11 protein-coding genes and 1 tRNA gene are annotated in these 12,990 nt (G+C 68.9%); 10 read left to right on the top strand and 2 right to left on the bottom strand.

Annotated features, from left to right (window positions below; genetic code table 11):
- Positions 1–119: 119 nt before the first annotated feature.
- The 8 genes from JK359_RS23170 (at position 120) to JK359_RS23135 (ending at position 9,670) form a co-directional block, all read left to right on the top strand.
- Complete coding sequence (locus JK359_RS23170; RefSeq protein ID WP_201838844.1) at positions 120–2,432, top strand: FdhF/YdeP family oxidoreductase; 2,313 nt, start codon at positions 120–122, stop codon at positions 2,430–2,432.
- A 46-nt stretch (positions 2,433–2,478) separates the two neighbouring features.
- Positions 2,479–2,967: a hotdog fold thioesterase gene (locus JK359_RS23165; protein WP_201838836.1), complete on the top strand. Its 489-nt coding sequence runs from the start codon at positions 2,479–2,481 to the stop codon at positions 2,965–2,967.
- Positions 2,968–3,069: 102 nt separating this feature from the next.
- Positions 3,070–3,480: a hypothetical protein gene (locus JK359_RS23160; protein ID WP_201838828.1), complete on the top strand. Its 411-nt coding sequence runs from the start codon at positions 3,070–3,072 to the stop codon at positions 3,478–3,480.
- 491 nt (positions 3,481–3,971) lie between these two features.
- Entirely contained in the window at positions 3,972–5,204 is a 1,233-nt protein-coding gene (locus JK359_RS23155; RefSeq protein ID WP_372445461.1) for a branched-chain amino acid ABC transporter substrate-binding protein, read from the top strand.
- Between the two features lie 113 nt (positions 5,205–5,317).
- Entirely contained in the window at positions 5,318–6,247 is a 930-nt protein-coding gene (locus JK359_RS23150; protein WP_201838826.1) for a branched-chain amino acid ABC transporter permease, read from the top strand.
- Positions 6,248–6,270: 23 nt separating this feature from the next.
- Entirely contained in the window at positions 6,271–8,082 is a 1,812-nt protein-coding gene (locus JK359_RS23145) for a branched-chain amino acid ABC transporter permease (RefSeq protein ID WP_201839044.1), read from the top strand.
- On the top strand, positions 8,079–8,957 hold the full coding sequence (locus JK359_RS39925) for an ABC transporter ATP-binding protein (RefSeq protein WP_201838824.1): 879 nt from the start codon (positions 8,079–8,081) through the stop codon (positions 8,955–8,957). Before JK359_RS23145 ends, JK359_RS39925 begins: the two co-directional genes overlap by 4 nt.
- The gene (locus JK359_RS23135) at positions 8,954–9,670 is read left to right on the top strand and encodes an ABC transporter ATP-binding protein (protein ID WP_201838822.1); all 717 of its coding nucleotides are present in this window, start codon (positions 8,954–8,956) and stop codon (positions 9,668–9,670) included. The genes JK359_RS39925 and JK359_RS23135 overlap by 4 nt, the downstream gene beginning before the upstream one ends.
- Before the next feature lie 86 nt (positions 9,671–9,756).
- Here the strand turns inward: JK359_RS23135 and JK359_RS23130 are convergent, their stop codons facing one another.
- Complete coding sequence (locus tag JK359_RS23130; RefSeq protein ID WP_201838820.1) at positions 9,757–10,410, bottom strand: ANTAR domain-containing response regulator; 654 nt, start codon at positions 10,408–10,410, stop codon at positions 9,757–9,759.
- Positions 10,411–10,510: 100 nt separating this feature from the next.
- Here JK359_RS23130 and JK359_RS23125 point away from each other — a divergent pair.
- A tRNA-Leu gene (locus tag JK359_RS23125) sits at positions 10,511–10,585 on the top strand.
- Between the two features lie 106 nt (positions 10,586–10,691).
- A complete protein-coding gene (locus tag JK359_RS23120; protein ID WP_201838818.1) occupies positions 10,692–11,465 on the top strand; it encodes a helix-turn-helix domain-containing protein in 774 nt (257 codons plus the stop codon).
- 28 nt (positions 11,466–11,493) lie between these two features.
- Here JK359_RS23120 and pyk read toward each other — a convergent pair whose 3' ends face one another.
- On the bottom strand, positions 11,494–12,930 hold the full coding sequence (gene pyk, locus JK359_RS23115; protein ID WP_201838816.1) for a pyruvate kinase: 1,437 nt from the start codon (positions 12,928–12,930) through the stop codon (positions 11,494–11,496).
- Positions 12,931–12,990: the final 60 nt, after the last annotated feature.

Raw genomic sequence — 12,990 nt, 5'->3', positions numbered from 1 at the left:
GAAGCCGCTCGGGGGTGCCGGGTGGCCGAGGGCGGTCCGGCACCGCCCGGCGTCGCTGTCGGTGGTCCGTGGGAGGATCGGCACCGTATTTCTCACACGCAGTCGAAGGGGAGCGCGCGATGGCGACGAAGCCGCCGAAGGGTGATCCGGTTCAGGACGCGCCGCAGGTCACGGAACCGAAGCACGCCGCGGCGGGGCTGCCCGCCATCGGGCACACGCTGCGCATCGCCCAGCAGCAGATGGGGGTGCGGCGCACCGCGCTGACCCTGCTGCGCGTGAACCAGAAGAACGGCTTCGACTGCCCGGGCTGCGCCTGGCCGGAGCCGGACCACCGGCACGCGGCGGAGTTCTGCGAGAACGGCGCGAAGGCCGTGGCCGAGGAGGCCACCCTGCGCCGGGTCACGCCCGAGTTCTTCGCCGCGCACCCGGTCGCGGACCTGTCCGGCCGCAGCGGCTACTGGCTGGGGCAGCAGGGCCGGCTCACCCACCCCATGTACCTGCCCGAGGGCGGCACGCACTACGAGCCGGTCTCCTGGGAGCGGGCCTTCGACATCGTCGCCGAGGAGATCGCCGCCCTCGGCTCGCCGGACGAGGCCGTCTTCTACACCTCGGGCCGCACCAGCAACGAGGCCGCGTTCCTGTACCAGCTGTTCGCGCGGGAGCTGGGCACGAACAATCTCCCGGACTGCTCGAACATGTGCCACGAGTCGTCCGGGTCCGCGCTCACCGAGACCATCGGCATCGGCAAGGGCAGCGTCCGGCTGGAGGACCTGTACCAGGCCGACCTGATCATCGTCGCCGGCCAGAACCCGGGCACGAACCATCCGCGCATGCTTTCCGCCCTGGAGAAGGCCAAGGCCAACGGCGCTCGGGTCATCAGCGTCAATCCGCTGCCCGAGGCGGGCCTCGAGCGGTTCAAGAACCCGCAGACCGCGCAGGGCATGCTCAAGGGTGCCGCGCTCACCGATCTGTTCCTGCAGATCCGCATCGGCGGCGACCAGGCACTCTTCCGGCTCCTCAACAAGCTGATCCTGGAGAGCGACGGCGCGGTCGACGAGGAGTTCGTGCGGGAACACACGCACGGCTTCGAGGAGTTCGCCGCGGCGGCGCGTGCCGCCGACTGGGACGAGACGCTCACCGCGACCGGCCTCACGCGCGCGGAGATCGAGCAGGCGCTGGACATGGTCCTCGCCTCCCGGCGGACCATCGTCTGCTGGGCCATGGGCCTGACCCAGCACAAGCACGCCGTCCCGACCATCCGCGAGGTGGTCAACTTCCTTCTGCTGCGCGGCAACATCGGCCGCCCGGGCGCGGGTGTGTGCCCGGTGCGCGGGCACAGCAACGTCCAGGGCGACCGCACCATGGGCATCTTCGAGCGGCCCGCCCCGGCCTTCCTGGACGCCCTGGAGAAGGAGTTCGGCTTCACGCCGCCGCGCGAGCACGGTTTCGACGTCGTCCGGGCCATCCGCGCGCTGCGCGACGGCGAGGCGAAGGTCTTCTTCGCGATGGGCGGCAACTTCGTGTCGGCCTCTCCCGACACCGAGGTCACCGAGGCCGCGATGCGGCGCGCGCGGCTGACCGTGCACGTGTCGACCAAGCTGAACCGCTCGCACGTGGTCACCGGCGCGCGGGCGCTGATCCTGCCGACCCTGGGCCGCACCGAACGCGATCTGCAGGGCGGCGGTGAGCAGTTCGTGACGGTCGAGGACTCGATGGGCATGGTGCACGCATCACGCGGACGCCTGAGGCCCGCGAGCCCGCAGCTGCGGTCCGAGCCCGCCATCGTGTGCGGGCTCGCGCGGCGGGTGCTCGGCGAGCGCAGTGTCGTGCCGTGGGAGGAGTTCGAGAAGGACTACGCGACGATCCGGGACCGCATCGCGCGCGTGATCCCCGGTTTCGACGACTTCAACGCGCGCGTGGCCCGGCCCGGCGGCTTCGCGCTGCCGCACGCCCCGCGTGACGAGCGCCGCTTCCCGACGGCGACCGGCAAGGCGAACTTCACGGCGGCGCCGGTGGAGTACCCGGCGCTGCCCGAGGGCCGGCTGCTGCTGCAGACGCTGCGCTCGCACGACCAGTACAACACCACGATCTACGGCCTCGACGACCGCTACCGGGGCATCACGGGCGGGCGCCGGGTGGTGCTGGTGCACCCCGAGGACGCGCGGGCGCTCGAAGTCGCCGAGGGGGCGTACGTCGACCTGGTGAGCGAGTGGCAGGACGGTGTGGAGCGGCGGGCGCCCGGGTTCCGGGTCGTGCTGTACCCGACCGCGCGGGGCTGCGCGGCGGCGTACTACCCCGAGACGAACGTGCTGGTGCCGCTGGACGCCACCGCCGACACCAGCAACACCCCGGCCAGCAAGTCCGTCGTCGTACGACTCGAAGGCCACGACGGTGACGCGAGGGGCCGTCTGGAACAATCGGCGGCCGACTGAGCGTTTGCTCAGTGGAGACAGGTGGACGACGAACGGAGCCGGGCTCATGGGCGAGCAGCAGCAAGTGAAGTTCCCGCAGGAGGTCATCGACGAGTACGCGGCGCTCGGCGTCGACCTGCCGGCTCTGTTCTCGGCCGGGCACCTGGGCACGCGCATGGGTGTGCAGATCCTGGAGGCCTCGGCGGACAAGGTCGTCGCGACCATGCCGGTGGAGGGCAACACCCAGCCGTACGGCCTGCTGCACGGCGGCGCCTCCGCGGTGCTGGCGGAGACCCTGGGCTCGATCGGCTCCATGCTCCACGGCGGCAGCTCGAAGATCGCGGTCGGTGTGGACCTGAACTGCACCCACCACCGCGGTGTCCGCTCGGGCCTGGTGACGGGCGTGGCCACGCCGGTGCACCGGGGCCGGTCGACGGCGACGTACGAGATCGTGATCAGCGACGAGGAGGGGCGGCGCGTGTGCAGCGCGCGGCTGACCTGCATGCTGCGGGACGTGAACCCGAGCGACGAGGAGCGCGTGCGCTCGGCGACCTGACGCCGCTGCCGTGACGACGGGCGCGTCGTCACGGCTCGCCGGCCAACTCGCCTTTGCCGCCCCGCCGTTGAACCTGCGCGCCCGGCGGCCTAACGTCGGGGCATGACTACGGCAGGAGCACGCCGTAAAGGGGTCGTGCTCGGACTGGCCCTGCTGGCCGCCTGCTCGGCGGCCGGCTGCTCGGACCCGGGCCCGGGCGGCACGGCGGCCCGCGCCCGGACCAGCGCGAACCCCCCCCCCCCCCCCGCCACGACTTCACCGGCCCGGCTGTGTACGAACGTCGTTGCGTACTGGTCGCGCCGGGCACTGACGGGCGACACCTACGGCGACTACCAGTCGATGGGCCTGTCCGACGGGCAGTACGACATACTCCGCAAGGTCGTTGACGCCGCCCGGGCCGCGCGCGAGCGCGCGGACGCCGAGGCGGCCGGCCGGCTGATCGACGGCAGGGCACACGAGTTGTGCGAAGAGCGATACCGGAACGGCGAGCCGACCGGAGGTCCATGGGACTGAGTCCGGCAATCCGCAATTCCGCTTTCGTGCCCCCTACACGAAAAGGCGGAAGCCCGCCGAAAGCCTTGTGCGCGCGTAACTCAGCGTAATACGGCTGCAATGGAAGCCGTCGGTTCTCTCCCGGCCACCCCTTTCCCCGTCGGGCTCTACGAGCCCCGCTCGTAGCCCCCAGCAACGACTCATGTAATCACCAAAACCGATGAACACCCGTGAACGAACGTGAAGAAGCTACGCGCGAACGCTGCACGTTCTCACCATGCGGACAGGGCGAATCGGCCGGAAATCCGCTCTTCCCCCCACGGAGTACCGCTCAGGATTACCCACGTCATAACAAGAGCGTCACAGCCTCGGTCAGAACCTCCTCCATGTTCCCTTCACGCGCCTAGAGTCACGGCCAGTCACCGAGCCATCGGATTCGAAGTCCCTTCGACCCAGCGCTCGACTCGGCGCGTTCCATGGGGAGCCGCCGTGCCCGGGAAAGGACCTGATTCGTGCGTCAACGTTCGATCATCGCCATAACCGCCGCGCTCGCGGCGGGATCGCTGACACTCACGGCATGTGGGTCGCGTGACGACGACGGCGGCAGCAGCAGCAAGGGCGGCAAGACCACAGTCGTGATCGGCGTCGACGCCCCGCTGACCGGCGACCTGTCGGCCCTCGGCCTCGGCATCAAGAACTCCGCCGACCTGGCCGCCAAGACGGCCAACAAGAAGGAGTACGTCAAGGGCGTCGAGTTCAAGATCGAGGCCCTCGACGACCAGGCTCAGCCCTCCGTCGGCCAGCAGAACGCCCAGAAGTTCATCAGCGACAAGGACGTCCTCGGCGTCGTCGGCCCGCTGAACTCCAGCGTCTCGCAGCAGATGCAGAAGCCGTTCAACGACGCCGGCCTGACCCAGGTCTCCCCCGCCAACACCGGCACGGAGCTGACCCAGGGCGACGGCTGGAAGACCGGCCACTCGGTCCGCCAGTTCAAGACGTTCTTCCGTACCGCCACCACGGACGAGATCCAGGGCGCCTTCGCCGCCGACTACCTGTACAACCAGGCGAAGCTCAAGAAGGTCTACCTGATCGACGACCAGAAGACCTACGGCGCCGGCCTCGCCGCCTCCTTCAAAGCGAACTTCACCAAGTTCGGCGGCAAGATCGTCGGCACCGACCACATCAACCCCGACGACCGTGACTTCAACGCCGTGGTCGCCAAGATCAAGAAGACCGGCGCCCAGGCCCTGTACTACGGCGGCGAGTACCCGGCCGCCGGTCCGCTGAGCCAGCAGCTCAAGGACAGCGGCCAGAACATCCCGCTCATGGGCGGCGACGGCATCTACTCCGGCGAGTTCCCGAAGCTGAACAAGAAGGCCGAGGGCGACCTGGCCACCTCCGTGGGCAAGCCGGTCGAGCAGCTCGACTCCGCCAAGACGTTCATCAAGGACTACGAGGCGGCGGGCTACGAGGACGCCTACGAGGCGTACGGCGGCCTCACCTACGACGCCACCTGGTCGATCATCGAGGCCGTCAAGCTGGCGGTCGAGGGCAACGACGGCAAGGTTCCGTCCGACGGCCGCAAGGCGGTCCTGGACGCCATGGCCAAGGTCAAGTTCGACGGCGTCACGGGCACCATCTCGTTCGACGAGTTCGGTGACACCACGAACCACACGATGACCGCGTACAAGGTCAAGAAGAACGCCTGGGCGCCGGAGTTCAGCGGCGAACCCAAGCTCGGCTGATGAGGGACGAGTCGAGAGAACTCCCACTCACACATTGATCCAGGCCGCGCGGGAAGTGCCCACCAGCGCTCCCGCGCGGCGCCATATCCGAACCACTCCACGGAGGCCCTGCGGTGAACGAACTGCCGCAACAGCTGGCCAATGGACTCATCCTCGGCGCGATGTACGGACTCATCGCGATCGGCTACACGATGGTCTACGGCATCGTCCAGCTCATCAACTTCGCCCACGGCGAGATCTTCATGGTCGGGGGCTTCGGGGCCCTCACCGTCTGGTTGGTACTCCCCGACGGCTTCGGCCTCGGGGCCGCAGTCCCCCTCATGATCATCGGTGGCGTCCTCGTGTCGGTCGCCGTCGGCACGGCGGCGGAACGCTTCGCCTACCGCCCCCTGCGCACCGCGCCACGACTGGCGCCCCTCATCACCGCCATCGGCCTGTCCATCGTCCTCCAGCAGGCCGTGTGGATGTGGTACCCGGACGCGAAGAAGGACCACCCCTTCCCGCAGTTCCAGGGCGGCCCCGTCGAGATACTCGGCGCCAACGTCCAGCGCGGTGACCTCTTCGTCCTGATAGCCGCCCCGCTGTGCATGATCGCCCTCGGCCTGTTCGTCACCAAGACGCGCTCCGGCCGCGGCATGCAGGCCACCGCCCAGGACCCCGACACCGCCAAGCTGATGGGCATCAACACCGACCGCATCATCGTCATGGCCTTCGCCATCGGTGCCGCGTTCGCCGCCATCGCCGCCGTCGCCTACGGCCTGAAGAACGGCCAGGTCGGCTTCCGCATGGGCTTCCTGATGGGCCTGAAGGCCTTCACCGCCGCCGTGCTCGGCGGTATCGGCAACATCTACGGCGCCATGCTCGGCGGTGTGGTCCTCGGCGTCGCCGAGTCCCTCGCCACCGGCTACATCGGCGACATCCCCGGCATGGACCTCTTCGGCGGCGGCGCCTGGAAGGACGTGTGGGCGTTCGCCCTCCTCATCCTCGTCCTGCTGTTCAGGCCACAAGGCCTGCTCGGCGAACGCGTCGCGGATCGGGCGTGATACCGATGACCACCGAGATCCCCATGGACAAGACCTCCGGCACCACCGAGGTGCCGGCGGCACAGGCCACTCCGATCATCCCGCTGCCGCAGGCCGCGGCGCGCGCACTGACCGTCGCCGGCTCCGCGCTCGCCCTCGCGGGCACCTTCCTGGCCTGGACCTGGACCGAGGAGTTCCCGGGCAACCTGACCGTCACCGGCTACCCGGGCGGCCTTCAGGTCCTCACCCTCTTCGGCTCCCTGCTGACCCTGTTGTTCGCCCTCACCGGCTACGGCATCCGCGGCCTGGGCTGGCTCACCCCCGGCGGCAAGAACAGCCCCGTCCTGCTCGCCGCCCTCGGCGTGTTCGGCACCACGGGCTACGCCATCGGCGCGATCGCCCAGGAACTCGGCGGCCTGGTCAACCTGGAACCCGGCGCCTGGGTCTCCGGCATCGGCGCACTCCTCGCCGTGATCGGCGCCCTCGGCCTCCCCGTCGACCAGCCCTACGACGCGGCGGACCCGACCCCGCACCTCTGGGGCCGCATCCGTCACTCCCTCACCGCCCCCGACCCCGGCCGTGCCAAGGACCTGCCCTCCTGGGCGGAGATCCTGATCATCGCCGCGGGCTTCGGCACCGGCCTGTACGTCTTCTCGTACGGCATCGGCACCGAGTACTCCGAGCAGTTCATCGGCTTCCTGATCGTCGCGGCCTTCGGCTTCACCGCCGTCAACCGCGCCGGACTCCTCAAGCGGCTGTCGGCTCTGACCGCCAAGCACCGCAACGTCACCCTCGGGGCGGCGTTCGCGGCGGCGATCTGCTTCCCCTTCACCCAGTCCAACGACCAGTTCGCCCTCATCGGCGCGAACATCCTGATCTTCGCCACGGTCGCCCTGGGCCTCAACGTCGTCGTCGGCCTCGCCGGCCTGCTCGACCTCGGCTACGTCGCCTTCCTCGGCGTCGGCGCCTACGCCGCCGCCCTCGTCTCCGGCTCCCCCGCGTCGACCCTCGGCGTGCACTTCCCGTTCTGGGCGGCCGTACTCACCGGCGCCGCCGCCTCGCTGATCTTCGGCGTGGTGATCGGTGCCCCCACCCTGCGACTGCGCGGCGACTACCTCGCCATCGTGACGCTCGGCTTCGGTGAGATCTTCCGCATCACCATGAACAACCTGAACGGCAACAGCGGCCCGGACGTCACCAACGGCTCCAACGGCATCCCCCAGATCCCCGACCTTGAGGTCTTCGGATTCAACCTCGGAGTCCCGCACGACGTCCTCGGCCACGAACTGACCCGCTCCGCCAACTACTACCTGCTGATGCTGGTGTTCACGGCGATCGTCGTGACGGTCTTCCGCCGCTCCGCGGAGTCCCGCATCGGCCGCGCATGGGTCGCCATCCGCGAGGACGAGACCGCCGCCACCGCGATGGGCATCAACGGCTTCCGCCTCAAGCTCCTCGCCTTCGCGCTCGGTGCCTCCCTCGCCGGCCTCGCGGGCACCGTCCAGGCGCACGTGTCGTACAGCGTCACCCCCGAGCAGTACCAGTTCGCCGGCTCCGTGCCGCCGAACTCGGCCTTCCTGCTCGCCGCCGTCATCCTCGGCGGCATGGGCACCATCAGCGGCCCGCTGATCGGCGCCGCACTGCTCTACCTGATCCCCGCCAAGCTCCAGTTCATGGCGGAGTACCAGCTGCTGCTCTTCGGCATCGCGCTGATGCTGCTGATGCGCTTCCGCCCCGAGGGCCTGGTCGCCGACCGCAGGAAGCAGCTCGAATTCCACGAGACAGGACAGCTCGACCTGCCGGAGGACAAGCCATTGCCCGATGGCGCGACCGGCGTCGCGAAGGCAGGGGCGTGACCGCCATGACCACCACCACGACCGCACCCACCACCACGGTGCTCGCCGCGAGCGGTGTCACCATGCGCTTCGGCGGCCTGACCGCCGTGCGCGACGTGGACCTCACCGTCAACAGCGGCGAGATCGTCGGCCTGATCGGCCCGAACGGCGCCGGCAAGACGACCTTCTTCAACTGCCTCACCGGTCTCTACGTACCGACCGAGGGCAGGGTCGCCTACAAGGGCACCGTCCTGCCGCCCAAGCCGCACCTGGTCACCCAGGCCGGCATCGCCCGTACGTTCCAGAACATCCGGCTCTTCGCCAACATGACCGTTCTGGAGAACGTGCTGGTCGGGCGGCACACCCGCACCAAGGAGGGCCTCTGGTCGGCCCTGCTGCGCCTGCCCGGCTTCAAGAAGGCCGAGGAGGAGTCGCGGGCCCGGGCCATGGAACTCCTGGAGTTCACCGGTCTCGCCGCCAAGGCCGACCACCTCGCCCGCAACCTGCCCTACGGCGAGCAGCGCAAGCTGGAGATCGCCCGGGCGCTGGCGAGCGAGCCCGGCCTGCTCCTCCTCGACGAGCCGACCGCCGGCATGAACCCGCAGGAGACCCGGGCGGCCGAAGAACTCATCTTCGCCATCCGGGACAAGGGCATCGCCGTCCTCGTCATCGAGCACGACATCCGGTTCATCATGAACCTGTGCGACCGGGTCGCCGTGCTGGTCCAGGGCGAGAAGATCGTCGAGGGCCCCGCCGAGGTCGTCCAGGCCGACGAGCGCGTCATCGCCGCCTACCTGGGCACGCCCTTCGAGGGTGCGCCGGGCGACGCGGAGGCCGCCGAAGTCGAGGCTGCGGAGGCCGACGCGCAGAGCACCGAGGAAGGGGACGACAAGTGACCGCACTGCTCGAGGTCGAGGACCTCAGGGTCGCTTACGGCAAGATCGAAGCCGTCAAGGGCATCTCGTTCAAGGTGAACGCGGGCGAGGTGGTCACCCTCATCGGCACCAACGGGGCCGGGAAGACCACGACCCTGCGGACACTCTCGGGCCTGCTCCAGCCGCTCTCCGGCGACATCAGGTTCGACGGCAAGTCGCTGAAGAAGATCCCCGCCCACAAGGTCGTCTCGCTGGGGCTCGCCCACTCCCCCGAGGGCCGGCACATCTTCCCCCGCATGACGATCGAGGACAACCTCCGCCTCGGCGCCTTCCTGCGCAGCGACAAGGAAGGCATCGAGAAGGACATCCAGCGCGCCTACGACCTCTTCCCCATCCTCGGAGAGCGCCGCAAGCAGGCCGCGGGCACTCTCTCCGGCGGTGAGCAGCAGATGCTCGCCATGGGACGGGCGCTGATGTCCCGGCCGAAGCTGCTCATGCTCGACGAGCCCTCCATGGGTCTGTCGCCGATCATGATGCAGAAGATCATGGCGACCATCCAGGAACTCAAGTCGGCGGGCACCACCATTCTGCTCATCGAGCAGAACGCCCAGGCCGCCCTCTCCCTGGCCGACCACGGTCACGTCATGGAGGTCGGCAAGATCGTCCTCTCCGGCTCCGGGCAGGACCTCCTGCACGACGAGTCGGTGCGCAAGGCCTACCTCGGCGAGGACTAGGCGCTCCACCGGCCCGGCCGGACACGCACATCGCCCGCGCCCCCTGCAGGGGGCGCGGGCGATGTGCGTCGGCACGAAGGCGGGCATCAGCCCTTCGCGGACTTCTTCTCCTCGTTGTCCGCGATGACCGCCTCCGCGACCTGCTGCATCGACAGCCGGCGGTCCATGGACGTCTTCTGGATCCAGCGGAACGCGGCCGGCTCGGTCAGCCCGTACTCCGTCTGCAGGATGGACTTCGCGCGGTCGACCAGCTTGCGGGTCTCCAGCCGCTGGGTGAGGTCGGCGACCTCCTTCTCCAGCTCCTTCAGCTCGGTGAACCGGGAGACGGCCATCTCGATCGCCGGGACGACGTCGCTCTTGCTGAACGGCTTCACCAGGTACGCCATGGCACCCGCGTCCCGGGCGCGCTCCACGAGGTCGCGCTGCGAGAAGGCGGTGAGCATCAGGACCGGCGCGATCGACTCCTCGGCGATCTTCTCGGCCGCGGAGATGCCGTCCAGCTTGGGCATCTTCACGTCCAGGATGACCAGGTCCGGCCGGTGCTCGCGGGCCAGCTCGACGGCCTGCTCACCGTCCCCGGCCTCGCCGACGACGGTGTACCCCTCCTCCTCCAGCATCTCTTTCAGGTCGAGCCGGATCAGGGCCTCGTCCTCGGCGATGACGACTCGGGTCGTCAGCGGAGGCACGTGCGACTTGTCGTCGTCGGGCGCGTCTACGGGCTGGGGCGACTCGGCGGTCACGGGGGCTCCTCGTTCAGGGCAGGGGTACTGCTGACAAGAGCCTACCTAGCTGCGGTAAGGTGGACGCGCGGAGGGTCGGGGGAAACCTTGGATTCTGCGAGCCCCGGTAGCCCAATTGGCAGCAGGCAACGGATTCAAAACCCGTACAGTGTCGGTTCGAGTCCGACCCGGGGCACTTTTCCTTAGATTCCAAGGTCACGTCTTGCAAGCGGAGAGCCACGTTCGTGTGGTTCTCCATTTTTCTTGCCCGCGGCCCGCCGAGTGTGACGCACTGTGGCCACATGTACGACATGGGCACACGTAAGCGAGCGCTGGCCCTGATGGCGCAGGGGCGCAGCCTCAACTCCGTCAGCCGGGAGACAGGAATATCGCGTTATGCGATTCGTTCCTGGCAGACACGCCTGGAACCTCGCGAACGCGTCAGCAAGCCTTGCCCTCGCTGCCGGGAGACCCCCGGTTTCCCGGAGGATCCCGCCGTCTACGCCTACCTTCTCGGCCTGTATCTCGGCGACGGCTGTATCAGCGCCCATCGCAAAGGCGTGTATGTCATGCGCGTTGCCCTGGACAACGCCTGGCCAGGCATCATCGACACGTGCGAAACGGCGATGCGCACCGTCCGCCCGGACAACCGCGTCTGTCGTGTCCGGAGGCAGGGGTGCGTAGTGGTCTGCGCCGCCAGCAAGCACTGGCCCTGCCTCTTCCCGCAGCACGGCCCCGGCAAGAAGCACGAGCGACCCATCGCCCTTGAGCCGTGGCAGCAAGCCGTCGTCGACGCCCACCCGTGGGACTTCGTCCGCGGCCTCATCCACTCCGACGGCTGCCGCATCACCAACTGGACCACCCGCATGGTCGCCGGTGAGCGGAAGCGGTACGAATATCCGCGCTACTTCTTCACCAACAAGTCGGACGACATCCGGAGCCTGTACACCGGCACCCTCGACAGGCTCGGCGTCGAGTGGACGCCCTGCACCAGAGACGGCAACCCGTACAACATCTCCGTTGCCAAGAAGGCGTCCGTCGCCCTCATGGACACCCATGTCGGTCCCAAGCACTGAAGGGGGCGCCGGAGAGGGCCCCGGTCCGTCACTTCGGGCTGTCGTCCTCGCCGATGTGGTGGACGCGGACCATGTTGGTCGAGCCGGAGACGCCGGGCGGGGAACCGGCCGTGATGACCACGACGTCGCCCTTCCGGCAGCGGCCGTACCTCAGCAGCAGTTCGTCCACCTGGTCGACCATGGCGTCGGTGGAGTCCACGTGCGGCCCGAGGAAGGTCTCGGCGCCCCAGGTGAGGCTGAGCTGGGAGCGGGTGGCCGGCTCGGGGGTGAAGGCGAGCAGCGGGATCGGGGAGCGGTAGCGGGAGAGGCGGCGGGCGGTGTCGCCCGACTGGGTGAATGCCACGAGGAACTTCGCGCCGAGGAAGTCGCCCATCTCGGCGGCGGCCCGGGCGACCGCGCCGCCCTGGGTGCGGGGCTTGTTCCGCTCGGTGAGTGGGGGCAGGCCCTTGGCCAGCATGTCCTCCTCGGCCGCGGTGACGATCTTCGCCATGGTGCGTACGGTCTCGACCGGGTGCTTGCCGACGCTGGTCTCGCCGGAGAGCATCACCGCGTCCGTGCCGTCCAGGACCGCGTTGGCGACGTCGGAGGCCTCGGCGCGGGTCGGGCGGGAGTTCTCGATCATCGAGTCGAGCATCTGGGTGGCGACGATCACCGGTTTGGCGTTGCGTTTGGCGAGTTTGACGGCGCGCTTCTGGACGATCGGGACCTGTTCCAGCGGCATTTCGACGCCGAGGTCTCCGCGGGCCACCATGAGTCCGTCGAAGTCGGCGACGATGCCGTCGAGGTTGGCCACGGCCTGCGGTTTCTCGATCTTGGCGATCACGGGGAGGCGGCGGCCCTCGTCGTCCATGATCCGGTGGACGTCCGCGGCGTCGTCGCCGCTGCGGACGAAGGAGAGGGCGATCACGTCGAAGCCGGTGCGCAGCGCCCAGCGCAGGTCGTCCTCGTCCTTCTTGGAGAGTGCGGGGACGGAGACGGCGACTCCGGGGAGGTTGAGTCCTTTGTGGTCGGAGATCATGCCGCCCTCGACCACGCGGGTGTGTACGCGGGGGCCGTCCACGGTGGTGACTTCCAGGCAGACCTTGCCGTCGTCGACGAGGATGCGTTCGCCGGGGGCGACGTCGGCGGCGAGGCCGGCGTAGGTGGTGCCGCACTGGTGGCGGTCGCCCTCGACGCCTTCCTCCACGGTGATGCAGAAGGTGTCGCCGCGTTCAAGGAGTACGGGCCCTTCGCCGAAGCGGGCGAGCCGGATCTTCGGGCCCTGAAGGTCGGCGAGGATCCCGACGCTGCGGCCTGTTTCGTCGGCCGCCTTTCGGACGCGTCGGTAGCGCTCCTCGTGCTCGGCGTGGGTGCCGTGGCTGAGGTTGAACCGGGCGACGTCCATTCCGGCCTCGACGAGTGCCTTGATCTGGTCGTACGAGTCGGTGGCGGGCCCCAGGGTACAGACGATCTTTGCTCGGCGCATGGGTCGAGCCTATGGCTTACCCGTGGGTAGAGAATTGGCGCCGTATGACGACTCAACAGA

This window comes from Streptomyces actinomycinicus (assembly GCF_016741775.1).
GTDB lineage: Bacteria > Actinomycetota > Actinomycetes > Streptomycetales > Streptomycetaceae > Streptomyces > Streptomyces actinomycinicus.
This window is presented reverse-complemented; position numbering and strand designations above follow the sequence as displayed.